13 protein-coding genes are annotated in these 14,878 nt (G+C 48.6%); 7 read left to right on the top strand and 6 right to left on the bottom strand.

The genetic code is table 11. The annotated features are described in order from the left end of the window. The first annotated feature begins 143 nt into the window (after positions 1-143). Positions 144-392 carry a hypothetical protein gene (locus tag OZ401_RS24505; RefSeq protein WP_341471961.1) on the top strand — a complete coding sequence of 83 codons (249 nt, stop codon included), beginning with the start codon at positions 144-146 and terminating at the stop codon, positions 390-392. A 570-nt stretch (positions 393-962) separates the two neighbouring features. Here the strand turns inward: OZ401_RS24505 and OZ401_RS24500 are convergent. Next, a complete protein-coding gene (locus tag OZ401_RS24500; RefSeq protein ID WP_341471960.1) occupies positions 963-1,175 on the bottom strand; it encodes a hypothetical protein in 213 nt (70 codons plus the stop codon). Further along, on the bottom strand, positions 1,172-1,768 hold the full coding sequence (locus OZ401_RS24495) for a helix-turn-helix domain-containing protein (protein ID WP_341471959.1): 597 nt from the start codon (positions 1,766-1,768) through the stop codon (positions 1,172-1,174). The genes OZ401_RS24500 and OZ401_RS24495 overlap by 4 nt, the downstream gene beginning before the upstream one ends. A 182-nt stretch (positions 1,769-1,950) precedes the next feature. Between OZ401_RS24495 and OZ401_RS24490 the strand changes: the two genes are divergently transcribed. After that, positions 1,951-3,399 (top strand): DNA methyltransferase, encoded by a 1,449-nt coding sequence (locus OZ401_RS24490; RefSeq protein WP_341471958.1) that lies wholly within the window; start codon positions 1,951-1,953, stop codon positions 3,397-3,399. Positions 3,400-3,779: 380 nt separating this feature from the next. Here the strand turns inward: OZ401_RS24490 and OZ401_RS24485 are convergent, their stop codons facing one another. Continuing rightward, the gene (locus OZ401_RS24485; protein WP_341471957.1) at positions 3,780-4,094 is read right to left on the bottom strand and encodes an ATP-binding protein; all 315 of its coding nucleotides are present in this window, start codon (positions 4,092-4,094) and stop codon (positions 3,780-3,782) included. 119 nt (positions 4,095-4,213) lie between these two features. Here OZ401_RS24485 and OZ401_RS24480 point away from each other — a divergent pair, with 119 nt between their 5' ends. Then, positions 4,214-5,482 (top strand): IS4 family transposase, encoded by a 1,269-nt coding sequence (locus tag OZ401_RS24480; protein ID WP_341468347.1) that lies wholly within the window; start codon positions 4,214-4,216, stop codon positions 5,480-5,482. 3 nt (positions 5,483-5,485) lie between these two features. On the opposite strand, the gene OZ401_RS24475 is transcribed toward OZ401_RS24480, so the two are convergent. Both OZ401_RS24475 and istA read right to left on the bottom strand, forming a co-directional pair. Then, the gene (locus tag OZ401_RS24475) at positions 5,486-6,010 is read right to left on the bottom strand and encodes an ATP-binding protein (RefSeq protein WP_341471956.1); all 525 of its coding nucleotides are present in this window, start codon (positions 6,008-6,010) and stop codon (positions 5,486-5,488) included. Beyond that, positions 6,007-7,530 (bottom strand): IS21 family transposase, encoded by a 1,524-nt coding sequence (gene istA / locus OZ401_RS24470; protein ID WP_341467827.1) that lies wholly within the window; start codon positions 7,528-7,530, stop codon positions 6,007-6,009. Before istA ends, OZ401_RS24475 begins: the two co-directional genes overlap by 4 nt. Before the next feature lie 273 nt (positions 7,531-7,803). On the opposite strand from istA, the gene OZ401_RS24465 reads away from it, so the two are divergent. Further along, positions 7,804-8,706, top strand: coding sequence for an ATP-binding protein (locus OZ401_RS24465; protein WP_341471955.1), 903 nt, complete (start codon positions 7,804-7,806; stop codon positions 8,704-8,706). 92 nt (positions 8,707-8,798) lie between these two features. On the opposite strand, the gene OZ401_RS24460 is transcribed toward OZ401_RS24465, so the two are convergent. After that, positions 8,799-9,833 carry a tyrosine-type recombinase/integrase gene (locus OZ401_RS24460; protein WP_341471954.1) on the bottom strand — a complete coding sequence of 345 codons (1,035 nt, stop codon included), beginning with the start codon at positions 9,831-9,833 and terminating at the stop codon, positions 8,799-8,801. A gap of 384 nt (positions 9,834-10,217) precedes the next feature. On the opposite strand from OZ401_RS24460, the gene dndB reads away from it, so the two are divergent. The 3 genes from dndB to dndD are packed head-to-tail and all read left to right on the top strand — an operon-like array spanning position 10,218 to position 14,845. Next, positions 10,218-11,315: a DNA sulfur modification protein DndB gene (dndB, locus tag OZ401_RS24455; RefSeq protein ID WP_341471953.1), complete on the top strand. Its 1,098-nt coding sequence runs from the start codon at positions 10,218-10,220 to the stop codon at positions 11,313-11,315. Between the two features lie 27 nt (positions 11,316-11,342). Then, entirely contained in the window at positions 11,343-12,848 is a 1,506-nt protein-coding gene (gene dndC, locus OZ401_RS24450; protein ID WP_341471952.1) for a DNA phosphorothioation system sulfurtransferase DndC, read from the top strand. Continuing rightward, on the top strand, positions 12,845-14,845 hold the full coding sequence (gene dndD, locus OZ401_RS24445) for a DNA sulfur modification protein DndD (RefSeq protein WP_341471951.1): 2,001 nt from the start codon (positions 12,845-12,847) through the stop codon (positions 14,843-14,845). Before dndC ends, dndD begins: the two co-directional genes overlap by 4 nt. The last annotated feature ends 33 nt before the right edge of the window (positions 14,846-14,878 follow it).

The following is a 14,878-nucleotide window of genomic DNA, read 5'->3' as shown; positions in this document are numbered from 1 at the left end:
AGGTGTAGCACCTCTGTAACAAGCTGGTTAGCCGGTGTTTTGTATAGTATTTTCCGGCAAACAGTGCAGTAGGTCTGAAAGCCAGCCATTATTAGCCAAATCGGCAAAAAAGCCTCATGCCACGAAGCCATATTAGGCGGCTTGTGAGTGAATTAGGCAAGATAGCTGCTCTCAGTGAAATAGGCGGGCTTAAAACGGCTTGTAATGCGTGGCTACTTTTAAGGCTTCGCAATAGGCTAGATAGCTCTAGTATTTTACAACTGAAAGCAGTAATAGCGGCTTATCGTTCTTTGCTGGAAATATTAGTGGTGAAAAGGGAATGGATTAAGATGATCGGAAAGGCAAGGAAGGTCAGGCTGAATAACCTGGTCGAAAATTATTTGGATCGGTAAGAACCCAATCCATCAGAACTATAGAACAAGCTTACTGACCCGGCGCAGCGCAGCAATGTTTTCTGTTATAAAACCTCCATAAATACTGCGAAAATCCCATAATGTAGCGTTTTTGCCCCCGTTTGTACCAGATTTACACCCGAAAGTACCCGGAATTACCCCCTCCATTTTTAGGAGATTTGAACTTACAAATGGTTAGCATGCGGTGAATTAACCGTTCATTGTGTACGAAATTACCGGTTCAAAATAATTGTCCTGCTTTGTCTGAGCGTCAAACTAAAAATCGCGCCCCATAGCGCTGGCACGACATTTGCACAGGATAGCCTGCCCGACCTCCAGCACCAGCAACTGCTTTAGGCTCGCGCTCCTGTCCATAAAGCCACCAATCCCTTGTTTAGCCCACAGAAGCAAAGCGCTAACCTCTCCACTGATTCACATATCCCAAATCCTGCCACCTCAACTAGCGTAACCCTCCTCTCCCTTTTCTCTCCTCGCTATTAACACACTGCTAGTCAGCGCCATTAGAGGGCGCTTTGAAACAAGAGTTGAATAGAGAGAGAAAACACTCCCCTAAAGCCGCACCCACCAGCGCAAGTCGCTTCTCTCTCTTTCTGTAAGGGATAGGGTGAAGGGTGGGAAGCCGTCAGTCACAGTACAAAATCTGCAAGCCACCGGTTGGAGCGTATCGCCGCAAAGAGTAGTGAAAAGAGTGTGGTGGAAAGTGGAAAGGCGAAATATGGCACGTCCGCGCAGGGTGCGGGGCAAAAAATTGGTGGAAATCAATTTGGATACACAATATCACTGCCTGCTACGTGTTCCATTAGTTGTCGCATCAGATCACCAGCTTCTGGATCGTGCAGAATCTTGAAAGCTACATCGCTGCTATTCTGCACTTGGGCGCTCATACCTATCAAGTGGCGCTCTGGCAAATTTAAATCGAGCAGTTTAGCTTTTTGCGCTAGCATATCTCGGATCAGTTGCAGGAAAGCCACGTCCCCAACCTCATCGGAGACGGTTATCTTGAGCATCCCGAACTGCTGCAGCCTGCCGCTAGCCTCACTGCCCGTTTCTCCCAGCAATTGCCGGGTTTGGCTGGCGTGCTTCTGCTGCGACCGCTCCCAAGCTGCATAAGCTTCAGCGATTACGTTGTCGATTTCGATCAGTTGCTTTCGGACCATGGCATCGAAATCCCCTAGATACTTCTGCTGCCACTCGGTGGAGATGCGCCTAATCTCGCGGGAAACGGTGGCTTGCGACACGCCCAGTTCAGCGGCAATGCGAGCTTGCGACCAACCCTTAATGTACAATTCACCAATCTTAATCCGATCATGCAAGATATGCCCTTTGGTGCGGTGTGTTTGCCCGTGCCGTGTCAAAACTAGCAACTCCTTTCATAGAACAAAACATCTTACCCAAGTGTATTATAACGTAACCAACCGTAGGGACTACTAGTAGCTTATTATGCCACCGCCAAGTAGTTACTCGTGGGATCAATTTGTAATATAATCATACCATAAATAGTACGTATGTTCTTCGCGGTTTGCACCGGAAATGTCTTTTGGAGTTAAAAGCTGGAATCGAGGCGCAAATGGAAATCGACTTGGAGAAAATCCGAACTGATGGCGGCTCTCAGACCAGAGCCTCTCTCAGTGAGTTTGCAATCGGGGAGTACGCCCTAGCAATGCAAAACGGGGACAGCTTTCCCCCCGTTGTAGTTTTCTTCGATGGCTCAGACTACTGGTTGGCCGATGGCTTCCACCGTTATAGCGCTGCCCTCAGCGCCGGGATAACTAGCCTGCCAGGAGACTTCCGAATGGGCACGCGCCGGGATGCTATTCTCTATTCGGTTGGCGCCAATACTACCCATGGTCTCATGCGAACCAACGCCGACAAGCGCAGAGCCGTTGAAACCCTCCTGTTTGATGCGGAATGGCAGCAGTGGAGTAATGTCGAAATAGCCCGTAGGTGCGCTGTTAATGAAATAACGGTTAGAAGAATGCGGGATGAGGTATCTTCGACAATGTCGAAGATAGAAGATACATCCCGTCTTGCCACTCGCAACGGCACCACCTACCGGATAAATACTGCCAATATCGGCAAGATGCTCAATAGCCCGATAGCAGATGATCCGCAGGAGCGGAAGGAATTCTTGAGATTGGTGCCAGCTCTCCAAGGGCGGGTAGCCGAACTGCTCTCCAGTGGAGCAGCTCCCTCGGTGCGGGAAGCCCGCAGAGCATTGGAGCGGGAAGAGCTTGAAGCGACACCCACCCCCATTATGCCTGCTACTTGTATGGTAGAGCATCGGGATAATATTCTCCATGTGGCTGATGGCAGCGTGGACTTGGTGCTGGTTGACCCACCCTACAATATAAGCGGGGGAGGCAAGCTTACCAAAGTGGGCGATACCGTAATCCCGGCAGATTTCGATGGCAACGAGAATTGGGATACCGTTCCCGAATATATCTTCAAACAAAAGCTTATGGAATGGACCTCCGAATGGGCGCGGGTACTCCGTCCCGGCGGTTCGCTGCTCGTTTTCACCGACCGGGCGCTGGTGTCGCAGCTCTGGGAAACAATGGTGCGCTATTCCCTGGCGCCCAAGAACATCATTACATGGGTAAAAACCAACAGCGCCCCAAACGGACTGATGCGCCGCAACCTGATCAGCTCCACCGAATTCATCCTTTGGGCAGTAAAACCCGGGGCACGTTACACCTTCAACGAGGTGCCGGGCTGGGATCGGCGTAATGTGATTCAGACCAATATCATCTCGGCGCAGGAGAAGGTTGATCATCCCACCCAAAAGCCGGTTTCACCACTGTTAACCAACCTGATCCAGTTGACTACCCACCCCGGCGATCTGGTACTCGACAACTTTGCCGGCTCCGGCAGTACCGGAGTGGCAGCGCTTAAATTGGGGCGTAGGGCTCATTTGATTGAGCAAAACGCTTACTATGTGAAACTCGCACGGGAGAGACTGGCTGGAAACAGGCGGCAAACTGTTTGATTGGCTTGAGCTAGCCTGATCTGTTTTCCCCACCTCGGCATTGCTAGCGCGTGGGTTTTGAGCTAACCCTGTACGAGCAAATCTTACCGGAAAAAGCGCTTTCCAGATTAGGTCAACCTAGCTGCACCACCAAGTAGCAGACCGGTCAGTTTCTGAAATCCCTGACATTTTCCTGAAGAAATCCCCGACAGCTTCTTGGCTGTAGATTGCGGTTGTCAAGACCCAATATTCCGGGCTAAAAATGCATCTGAATTTAACCCACTTTTTTAAGAAAAAGCTCCAGGCAGTGGCCTGTCGCACGCTGGCGTTCGCACAAAAGCCAAGCTTTTGCGCTCAACCAGCTCTTATTAGGCTGAAATAATCTTAGCCTCTTGAAATCTTTAAGAACCAGTTCCCGCTTCCGGTTTCTTTTCTTCTGGTGGAAGTTGCCGACGCTCTAAGCCGTAACTCTCCTTTCCTAAAGTGCGGTAACTGCTACCTCTTAAATAAAAAACTTCTCCGTGATGCAATAAACGGTCAATAATCGCCACCATCAAGGCAGTATCACCACCCTCGATCAGTTCGCCCCAGTTAGAAAGGCTTTTGTTACTGGTAATGATCGTAGCACCTCTGAGGTAACGTCCGCTGATCAGCTCATATAAGGCCGGACCTACACGTGCGTCCATCGGTAAATAGCCCAGTTCGTCTAATACCATCAGTTACAAGTTAAGGGATTAGGAGATAAGTCAAATCAATACGAGGTGAAAAAAAGCCCTATTCCAATTACAATAGGGCGATGGAAAAAGAAGAAAAACCACCAAAAAAAGCGAGTAGTGTGCGGCATACCAGAGCCATCGCCCTTGATCGCTCAAAAAGACCCACGATCGCTCCCCCGCCCGAAGAAATCGAGCAACTGCTGGCGGAAGTGGTGCAACCCAACACTTTTAGTCTGATCCGGCTCTATCAGGAAATGGGCTTACGGGCGCGTACTCTGACCCTGCCAGTAATGCTGGCTTTCGTCCTCAGTCTGATCTGGCGTCAGATCGGGGCCGTCTCTGAAGCGGTCAGAGTAATCAAGCAAGAAGGAATGTTATGGCAGCCGCCGATCAGGGTCACTCAGCAAGCGATCAGTCAACGCCTGCGGGAAATGCCAGCGGCTCTGTTTGAAGCGGTCCTAAACGAAGTGCTGCCCCTGATGCACCAGCGTTGGCGCCAGCGTCAGCGTCCTCTGCCACCTGAGCTGCAAAGGGTTTTAGCCCACTTCAGCCGGGTGGCCGCGGTGGATGGTTCCACCCTGGATGCTTTGATCAAGAAAACCGGTTTACTGCGAGAAATAGAAGGCAGCGTCTTAGCGGGGAAAATGATGGGTTTGCTGGATGTAGCCAGCCAGTTACCCCTCAAAATCTGGTATGGTGAAAATAGCGCAGCCCACGATCAGAGCTGGTGGGAAGCCATTATCGAGACTTTGGAAACAGAGAGTTTGACGCTGTTTGATCTGGGCTTTGTAAATTATGGCCGTTACCGGCAGTTGACGGTGGAGCACAAGTACTTTGTGACACGGGTAAAAAGTAGGATGGACTACCGGGTGGTGCAAGCGCTAACCAATGAGGAGGGAGTGCGGGAGTGGTTGATCGCGGTGGGTTCCAAAGAAGAGAAAAGTGAGCAGGTACTGCGTCTGGTGGCAGTGGAATGGGAGGGGAAAAGTTATTGTTATTTGAGCAATGTGTTGGAGAGGTCCCGTTTAACTGGAGCTACGATAGCCTATCTTTATCGCCAGCGGTGGCGGATCGAGGAGGCTTTTAAGGTAGTAAAACGGCAGTTGGGTCTGGCTTATTTTCACGCCGGCAGCATAAATGCGATCTGCCTGCAGGTCTGGGCTACCTGGTTATTGTATTGTGTTTTGATAGACTTGACCGACAGCGTAGCGGAAGAACTAAAACAACCTTTTAAGGCAATCTCAGTAGAAATGGTCTATCGGGGGTTATACCATTACAGCCAGGCCTTAAAGCGGGGAGAAACCTTGAGTGTTTCTCAGTATCTGGCTCAAAATGCCAAGTTATTAGGGATTGTCAAACGCCCTTCCAAAAGACCTCTTCTTATTTGACATTTACTTTGCTACCTTAACTTGTAACCTATGGTCTAATACCAACACCTGACATTTCAAAAGCGGCTCTAAAATCCTGGCTATTTCCTGGCGAGTGCTAGCCGCAATCACTTGGTTCGCCAGTTGTTGAGCCGTAATGAACTTTACGGTGTAACCCAACTGCACCATCTTAATTCCGGCTGCAATCGAAAGATGGGTTTTCCCAAGCCCACTTGCCCCGATTAGGAGTAAATTCCCAGCTTTTTCTACAAAACTGCTGTCGAAATAGCGTAAAATCACGCTGCGCTTCAGTTCCGGGTGGCGACTGAAATCGAATTGTTCCAGGCTGGCTTCAAAAGGGAAACTGGCTGAGTGCAAACGCTTTTTGAGTTGGTTCTCCTGACGAGATAGCAACTCTTCGCTTAACAATTCTTCTAAAAACTCCCCGTAATCCATTCCGGTTTCGCGTGCCCGTTCAATCCAATCGCTGTATACCTGTTTTACCCTGCCCAGTTTTAGGCTGGTGAGTTTATGTTCCAGACTATTCATCCCACCGCCCTTTCTATTTCATTTTCCTCAGGTATGGCCGAAAAACGGTTGGCCACCAGTGGTTCGTATTCACTGAGTAGCCGTTCCACCGCTGGTTGAGTGGGCTTGAGGGTAGCGGCATTACTGCCTGAACCCGCTGGCTTGAGTAATAAACCCTTGAGATATTCCGCCCCGTAAAGCTGTTGTTCCGTTGCCAATTCCACCGCCGCCTGGAATTCTTCCAGCCCTACCTGCTGGGCCAGCGCGTATAGTTGGTGGATTTGTTCACTCATGGTGGCTCTTTGCCGTCGACAGATTACCGCCACATACTGGTACACTTGCGGTCCTAAATTTAACAACCAATCCCGCCACACCATGGTTCTGGCTCTGGGTTTGATCTCAAAAGCTTGGGTGTAATGTTCCGGTATTACTAAGCGGCGGTTTCGGGAATAACAACGGGGGTGCTGTGCCACCAGTTCCGTACCCCGCCATAACTTCAGCCATTCCCGATGTATCCGGGCTGTCAGGGTTTGTCCCATTAGTTCCGCCGGTACGCTATATTTGTTGGTCTCAAAAATGACTACCCCTTCCCGGTTTACCACCAGGCTGGTAAATAAACCGTAATCCCGGGCACTAGCAGGCAATGGGCTGAAGTGTTTACGCTCTATTTCCAGTAAGCTACCCGGAATTTCCCCGGTCGCTGCGCATGTACGCTCGTAATTCACTACCCCTAACCATTCTTCCAACTGCCTTACCAGATCCGCCGCATCGTAGAATGTACGACCAGCTAGAAAATTGTTTTTGGTATACTTTACCAAATTTTCTACGGCACCTTTCTGGTTTCCGCTGGCCGGGGCACAGGCTTCCGGGTGAAACTCGAATTCTAGTGCCAGTTTCTGCCACACCGGATGCCACACTGGTTGGTTCTTTTCATCTCGCCTCAGTACCACCGTCTTCATATTATCCGTGGTAATTACCCACGGTACTCCCCCCATCCGGTTGAGGGCTTCCACCAGGCAGCGCACCAGCGTTTCTTCGGCCATATCTTTCTGAAAGCTCACATACATAAAACGCGAGTATTTCAGCCGGGCACAGAAAAAGTAGAAGGTTTGGGGTACACTATCTTGTTTACTGAACAGCACTCCCCGAATTTCACCCCAGTCTATTTGCAAAAACTCTCCAGGTAAGCCCTCAAAACGTATCTGTACCTGATGAGCCTGGTTCTCTCTGGCTTTTTTGAGCTTGCGCACATAGTCATAGAAGGCGGTGGGTCTGCCACAGTAGGGCTGTTTGGGATCTTCCCACGCTAGTTCCAGCATTCTTTTCACTTGTAGTTTTTGTTCTAGCCAGCCTTCAATCTGTTCTTTGAAGACTGCCACACTACTTTCACGATTGGGGCGGGTTTGTACCTTGTCGCTAGGTTCATTTAGCACTCTTTTTACGGTACGGGCATCATGTTGCACTTTGCCCGCAATTACGTTGTAGTTGTCCCCTCGTTTCCGGTGGTACTTTATTGCGCTTCTGGCCATAACTTCTAACATCTCCTTCTCGTAGCTCCTCTCTTCTCACCCTTCTTGCCAATAGTGTTGCTAGAACAACTATTCTACAAAATTGGTCTTCTAAGAGAAACCCAAAACGGCATTTTTATCCCGGAATCCTTTTCCTTTCCTTCCCGTATTCTACATTGGCTCCCTTTGAGAAAGTCGGCAAAATTAAAACAGGCTCTTTCCAAAGCCATTACCAATTCTTTATTGGTTTTAGGCGGGGAGAGCCTAATTTTATTTTAACCGTTTCATTACGAAAAGAGGGATTTTATGGAACAAAATAACCCCGAGCCAGCGAACCTGGCACCAGGAGGGTGGCGCTGTACCTACTGTGCCGATAACGGTATTATTAAAACGCCGGTCGCTGTCTTGGTGGGCTGGTCTACCCAAACACTGGAAGAGTTGTCCTGGAGGACCGCTCCTTGCCCGCAGCAAGGCTGTATAATTGCCGTTACCGAGTTGGAAAACTGGCAGACGCAGCACCAGTGCATTTGCCAGTATGGCTGGCTAACCGTGCAGATCCATAACCGGACGCAGTATATGCCTTGTCCCGATTGCTCGGAAGGGATTAAAATCTCTGAGGTGCTCGCCCGAGCGAAGCGGGAGCTCAAGTACCAGTTGGCTAACCTAGTGGTGAAGTCCGGTGGACTGGTAGGGGAACTGACCAAGCTGCGCTTTGAGAATTTCAAAGCCAGCTCCTATGCAAGGTCAAATGCTCTGCATGAAGCGCAAAGCGCCTGTAAAAAGGGCACCTCCCTACTAATCACCGGCGCGAAAGGCAGCGGCAAGACCCATCTGGCGGCGGCATACTGTAACGGCGCGTCTGCAAACCGCAAAGAGGCGGTGTTCTTAACCATGCCGGGGCTACTTGATTTGCTGAACCTGGCAAAAGAGGGGAAGAATCCCCACGAGCTGAGCGAGGAACTGCTAGTGGATATTCTGTTGAATATCGATATTTTGGTGCTCGAGGATCTGGGCACCGAACCCATCGACGCAAGGTCGCTCAGTCGGCTGTTTAGCCTCTTGAACGGCAGAATTAACCGCGGGAACGCCACGCTAGTAACCACTGTTTTCACCATCCCAGAATTGGTAGAGCGCGGGTACGATGAGAGAGTGATTGCCCGTCTGAAGCGTTATACTCAGATTAATCTTTCCAAGGAGGATATTGCCTGATTTATCTGCTTTAATGGAAGAATTTGCACATAGTTCCCCACCACTTGCGGTGGGGAGCCTTTATTAGCTGGGTAATAAAACTCAGGTGGCGTTTAGTTGTCATTTGAGCTAACCGGTGGCGGATCGCTTTCTACCGAGTCGAAGGGCAGCTTGATCAACTCGGCGGCCTTCTGCTTGGCAACCTCTCCCCGCCGGTCGTAGCGGGCGGTGGTGGTGACGCTGGCATGTCCCGCCAACTTCTGCACCGTGGCAATATCCGCTCCCGCATCCAACAAATCAGAAATGAAGGTGCGCCGCATATCGTGCGGGCTGAAATGTTCCAGCCCCGCCTCCTTGCCCCGCTGCGACAAGATCCATAACACCGCTTGGTCGCTCAAACGCCGCTTCTGCAGCTTCCCCACTTTGTTCACCGGTAAGAACAGCGGACCGCTCTCTTCCCCTCTGACTGTAACCCATGCTGCCAGCACCGTACCCGAGCCCTGCCCCAGATAGGTGATCCGGTCCTTGCCCCCCTTCCCGGAGCGAACTTTCAAGGAATTGTCTTTGGGATCAAAATCCTTCAAGTCCAGCTTGACCACCTCGCTGCGTCTGAGACCGGCGCCGTACAGCACCGCCACCAGCGCCAAATCCCTAGCTCCTTTGGGACTTTTATCTTTCTGGCAGACCCTGAGTAGGAGGGTCACTTCGGTGGGAATCAGCGCCCTGCCTTTGGGCAGGCTTTCGCCTCTGATGCCCTTAAGCTTGGTGGTGCGACGGAAATCGTCGGCGGAGATAAGCCCCAGATTCTCGGCTTGGGAGAGCACCCCCCGTAAAGCGGAGAGCATGTGGTTGACGGTGGCAGGGCGGTAGCGTTCGGCCAGTTTGGCGCGCAAGGCTTGGGTGTGCTGAAAGCGGAGGGAATGCCAAGGGAAGTCGAGGGGGTCGGAGGGTTCCCCCTTGATGGTCTCAACAATGGCAGCGAGGGCACGCCGCATGCCACGCCGCCCAACCGGGCGGAGGGAGGCGAGATAGATGGCAGCCGGGTTCTGGTCGAGGGGCAGCGAGGGGGGCAGTTCTACTGTGACCAACTCCATGGAATCGGCAGGCAGGATAATGGTCTCGGTATCTAACTTATCAGGCTCTGGCATAATAGGGCGCTTTCGGTTGCTCACTCCAGCAAGTTAACTGTATCGCAATATCCTCTATCTAATAGGTAGAAGGTGCCTCCCTTATAGGGCTATTCTCCCTCTGTGATGGGGTTAATTATAGCACATTTTGGCGTAGCTTTCGACAATCCTCCTTGTCATAAGCTATAAATTCCAGGAATTTGTCCTCTTCTCCTACCTCTATCCTATCACCCCTGTATTTACGCAAACGGTCTGGTTACATTGAATGGAATATTAGCAAGTGCTATAATCAGAGTGTGAAAAAGACTTCCAAATACTTGCTCTTTAGCAAATTATAGCGTATAATCATCGCAGATTTAACTTCCAAACAAGAATATTTAACTTCCAAACACGATAGGAAGTCTTATGGACGAAGCTTGCTATACATTTGACGCTATACGAGGAATCCAAGCCGGTAAATCGTATTACCTGGTAATGTGCCCAATAAAGCTAATCAGCAAAATCTTTCTTTTCGATGAGGATGAATTACCGGCAGAGCTTCGCGCCCAACGGGTCATCAATCGGAGCAGGATTCCCGAAATCACCCGCTACATATTAAATAACCCCACTGAATATGCGTTTTCAGCCTTGACCGCTTCCATAGATGGCAAGGTAGAGTTTAAACCTGTGGCAGAAACAGGGGCTTACCGTAATATCGGCAAACTGGAAATTGCTATGACCAGCCGGCTAATGATCAACGATGGTCAACATCGTCGGGCTGCCATTGAGGAGGCGCTTAAGGAGCGACGGGATTTTGGTGAAGAAACCATTTCCGTTGTTTTTTTCATTGATGAAGGGTTAAAGCGCAGCCAGCAGCTTTTTGTTGATCTAAATAAACACGCGGTTAAACCAAGTAATTCACTTACTGTCTTATTTGAACACCGTGAGCCACTCGCTGACCTTGCAAAACACCTAGCAATGAATGTGGTTGGGTTTAAAGGGTTGATTGAGATGGAGAAAACCAGCATCTCAAACCGCTCTATAAAACTTTTTACTTTAAGTGGTCTTTATCAGGCTACACGGGCGTTACTCCAAAATCCAGCTAAATCTGATATTACTCCCCAGCAACAAAGGCTTGCTGTAGATTTTTGGAATACCCTCTCTGAAATATTTCCTGAGTGGAAGTTAGCCAGCGAGAGAAAAGCCAGCAGCTATGATCTAAGAAAAGAATGTGTACACGCACATGGTGTGGTATTACATGCACTGGGCATTATGGGTGCCAGTTTAATTGCAACCTACCCGAATGATTGGAAAGAACGGCTTCATGCGCTGAAGAAAATTAATTGGTCTCGTACCAATACCGGATTTTGGGAAGGTCGTGCAATGCTAGCAGGACGCATGTCAAAAGCGCATAACAATGTTATTCTTACCGCCTCATATTTAAAAAAAGTTCTCGATTTGCCTTTAACTGAGGAAGAAGCACGGATCGAAGAGTCGTACCTTAGGGCGCTGGGTGAAGATTAAGGTAAGATAGAAAGCAAGGCTAAATTGATGTCGGCAGAACAAGAAGCACATTCAATATTTGATACTAAAACTGTTAGAGATATCCACCATGAAATACAGGAAATATATTTGGCAGACCGCCTACCATGGGTAATTGGGTACAGTGGCGGTAAAGATTCTACTGCCACCCTTCAATTAGTATGGAATAGCCTTAAAGCATTAAATGCCGAACAGCTTATAAAGCCTGTTTTTGTAATCTCTTCCGATACCTTGGTTGAAACCCCCGTTATAGTGAATTACATCGACCGTAGCCTAGCTTCGATCAATGCTGCTGCAAAAGAGCAATGGCTACCTATCGTTGCTGATAAAGTGATGCCCCAGATTAAGGATACATTTTGGGTGAACCTGCTAGGACGTGGGTATCCTGCTCCAAATACCGAGTTCCGCTGGTGTACAGACCGCATGAAAATCCAGCCTGCCAACCGTTTTATACTGGATAAAGTGGCGCAGTTTGGAGAAGTGGTCATGGTACTAGGGGCTCGAAAAAGTGAAAGCTCCTCTCGTGGACAAATTATAAACACCCGTCAGCTAGGGCTTATGGATGGACGTACTGATAAACGGGATGAAGAAGAAAAAAGCAACTTCGATTATACTAAAGTCAATGTGCGGCATGGCAGATTATCACGGCACTCTTCGCTCACCCGTGCTTGGGTATTTACCCCTATCGAAGATTTCTCAACCGATGATGTGTGGGAATATCTGTTGCAGGTAGACTCACCTTGGGGTAACGACAACCAACAACTGGCTGCCCTTTACCGTAGCGCTCAGGGAGGAGAATGCCCCCTCGTTATTGACGAATCCACCCCTTCTTGTGGTAATAGCCGATTTGGGTGCTGGGTTTGCACGGTTGTTACCAAAGATAAATCTATGACTAATTTAATAGATAATGGTGAAGATTGGATGCTTCCCTTGCTCCAATTCCGTGATCGCTTAGCTTTAACTCAAAATCCAGACACAAAAGGCGATGTCCGAGAATTCAAACGTCGGAACGGTCGCGTGAAGTACAAAAAAGATGGGGGGGTCATCTGGGGTCCCTATACAATGGAGTTCAGGAAACAAATGCTTCGGGATCTCTTAGAAACCCAGCGGATAATCAATACTTCCCCTAAAGGGTTTGGCATGGAACTCATCTCAGTACCGGAACTGCATGAGATCCGGCGCATTTGGATTACTGAGGAACGAGATTGGGAAGATTCACTGCCGGTTATAGTAAAAGAAGTGCTTGATCGGGAGTTGCAATGGGTAAGGGATGATATTGGTCTCTTTAAGCCCCGCGATAAAGAGTTGCTTGAAAAACTTTGCCGCGATAAGGACATTCCGGTAGAATTGGTTACCAAATTGCTGGAAGTAGAGCGTCAAATGCAAGGCATGAGTCGGCGTTCTTCAGTGCAAAACAAAATCAGGGCGGTATTTTCAGAAGATTGGCGTACTCGAGATCAGGTTTTGAACAAAGAAGATAATTTACTAGGTACTTTCACAGAAAGCCGCAGATGATTTTCACCGAACTCTCCCTCACAAATGTAGGACTGTACCGTGGTAAGCAAGTCTTCGATCTTGCACCCCAGGTTAATCCAGAAGACAATAGCTACCGCCCCATCATCTTGTTTGGGGGTAAGAATGGTTCTGGTAAAACTACCCTGCTTGAAATGATCAAGCTATGCCTGTATGGTCGGGAAGCCTTAGGGTTACGAGTTGAAAAAGCGGTCTATCAAAAATACCTGTCTGAGTTGATACATCGGCAAGCCGGTCAGGAAATAACCGCACAACAAGCCCGTGTCACTTTAAAATTCCAGCACTCGCATGCCGGAGTCGTGGATTATTACGAAGTAGAACGGAATTGGCGACAATTACCTTCCAGTGATGGTGTACAGGAATCATTTTTGGTGCAGCGCAACGCAGAATTCTTGCGGGAAGTAGATATCGATATCTGGCAAGCCTTTATTAAAGACCTAGTGCCGCCAGGAGTTTCACAGCTTTTCTTCTTTGACGGCGAAAAAATCCAAGAGTTAGCCGATGACGAAACCGGTAGTACCGCGCTTGCCGAAGCTATTAAAGCAACCTTTGGCATCAACCTGGTCGGCTATCTTATAAACGACATTGACAATTACGTTCGTAAAGAAGAGGAAAAGAGCCTCAATGTCGAATTGATCGAAGAAAGAAATCGGCTTGAACAACAGTTGATTGAGAAACAAGATAAAATCACTGAACTTTCCCAAAAACAACGGGATTTAGAAGCAAGTTTGAGTGATGTTCGAAAACGACTGACTAAAACAAGGGAGGACTTCGAGCGAGAGGGCGGCCTATTTGCAGAAAAGCGAAAGGAAGCTGAGGGGAAATTAGGCGAAATCAGGGGTAAGCTAGCCCAAGTCGAGAAAAATCTGAAGGATGAACTTCCTCAAGGGTTAATGCCTTTTGCGGCAGTACCGCAATTGTGTTTAGAACTAAAAGCACAACTCCTTTTAGAGGACGCTTATTTGAAGTGGCAAGCCTCCTCGGAGCAACTTGAATGCTATGTTTCAGACCTTATTGAAAGCATTAGTACCCCTGATTACTTAATTGGTGTGGATTCCGTAAGAATCCTTGAACGTTTGCATAGTGATCTGGAATCAATAAAACGAATTCCTTCTCAATTTGAACACTACCAGACTATTCATGAATTATCTGAGGGAGATCGCCGCCGCATACTGGATTTGATTGATCGGTCGGTAGAAGAAGCGCCCAGAGAAATACGAGCCGCATTCCAAGAGTATGAGGCATTTGTAGATGAGTTGGTACGACTTGAGAATGTTACCCGACTAGCTCCTAACGAAGATGTGCTTCTACCAATGGTGCAAAAACAGGCTCGGCTAATTTCTCAAGAAGATCAGCTTCAAAATGAGAAGGATAAAATCAACACTACCCTTAGAAGTATTCTTCGAGAAAATGAAAACCTTGAACGCAAGCGGGACTCACTAAACGAACAAATCCGAAAAATGCAAAGCGGCGCTGAACGCACCCTACTTGCCCTGAAAGCCCAAGGCGTGCTAGAGGAATTTCATTCTCAAATCTTAGAAAACCGGATACAAGAACTTGAGACTACCCTGGTTCGGTATTTCAATCAGCTTTCTCGGAAGCGAAATTTGGTCTGGAATGCAAAAATTGGGCGAGAGGATTTTTCGGTTACACTCTATACCCGTGATGGGCAGTTACTACCAAAAAACGGGCTTTCCGCCGGGGAAAAACAAATATATGCTATCGCCTTATTATGGTCGCTGCGAGATATTAGCAACCGACCACTGCCCGTTATTATTGATACACCCTTGGGTAGGTTGGACAGTGACCACCGGCAACAGATCGTGGAAAATTACTTTCCTTTTGCCAGTCACCAGGTAATCTTGCTTTCTACCGATACTGAAATTGACCAGAAGTATTTTGCAGCGCTTGAACCCGCTATATCGCATTGTTATCACCTTAAATACGATCAGACAGAAAGACGCACTATAGCACTATAGTAGAGGAAGGCTATTTCTGGGAACGAGATACTT

It is taken from the genome of Candidatus Chlorohelix allophototropha (genome assembly GCF_030389965.1).
GTDB classification, from domain to species: domain Bacteria; phylum Chloroflexota; class Chloroflexia; order Chloroheliales; family Chloroheliaceae; genus Chlorohelix; species Chlorohelix allophototropha.
The sequence above is the reverse complement of the archived record's forward strand: the minus strand, read 5'-3'. Positions and strand labels throughout refer to the sequence as shown.

What these genes read in the sequence shown, in the direction of transcription:
- istA (WP_341467827.1), bottom strand. Translation starts at nt 7,530, where the DNA reads ATGTTAGAAGTTATGGCCAGAAGCGCAATAAAGTACCACCGGAAACGA.
- dndC (WP_341471952.1), top strand. Translation starts at nt 11,343, where the DNA reads ATGTCGGCAGAACAAGAAGCACATTCAATATTTGATACTAAAACTGTT.
- OZ401_RS24475 (WP_341471956.1), bottom strand. Translation starts at nt 6,010, where the DNA reads ATGAATAGTCTGGAACATAAACTCACCAGCCTAAAACTGGGCAGGGTA.
- dndB (WP_341471953.1), top strand. Translation starts at nt 10,218, where the DNA reads ATGGACGAAGCTTGCTATACATTTGACGCTATACGAGGAATCCAAGCC.
- OZ401_RS24465 (WP_341471955.1), top strand. Translation starts at nt 7,804, where the DNA reads ATGGAACAAAATAACCCCGAGCCAGCGAACCTGGCACCAGGAGGGTGG.
- OZ401_RS24460 (WP_341471954.1), bottom strand. Translation starts at nt 9,833, where the DNA reads ATGCCAGAGCCTGATAAGTTAGATACCGAGACCATTATCCTGCCTGCC.
- OZ401_RS24485 (WP_341471957.1), bottom strand. Translation starts at nt 4,094, where the DNA reads ATGGTATTAGACGAACTGGGCTATTTACCGATGGACGCACGTGTAGGT.
- dndD (WP_341471951.1), top strand. Translation starts at nt 12,845, where the DNA reads ATGATTTTCACCGAACTCTCCCTCACAAATGTAGGACTGTACCGTGGT.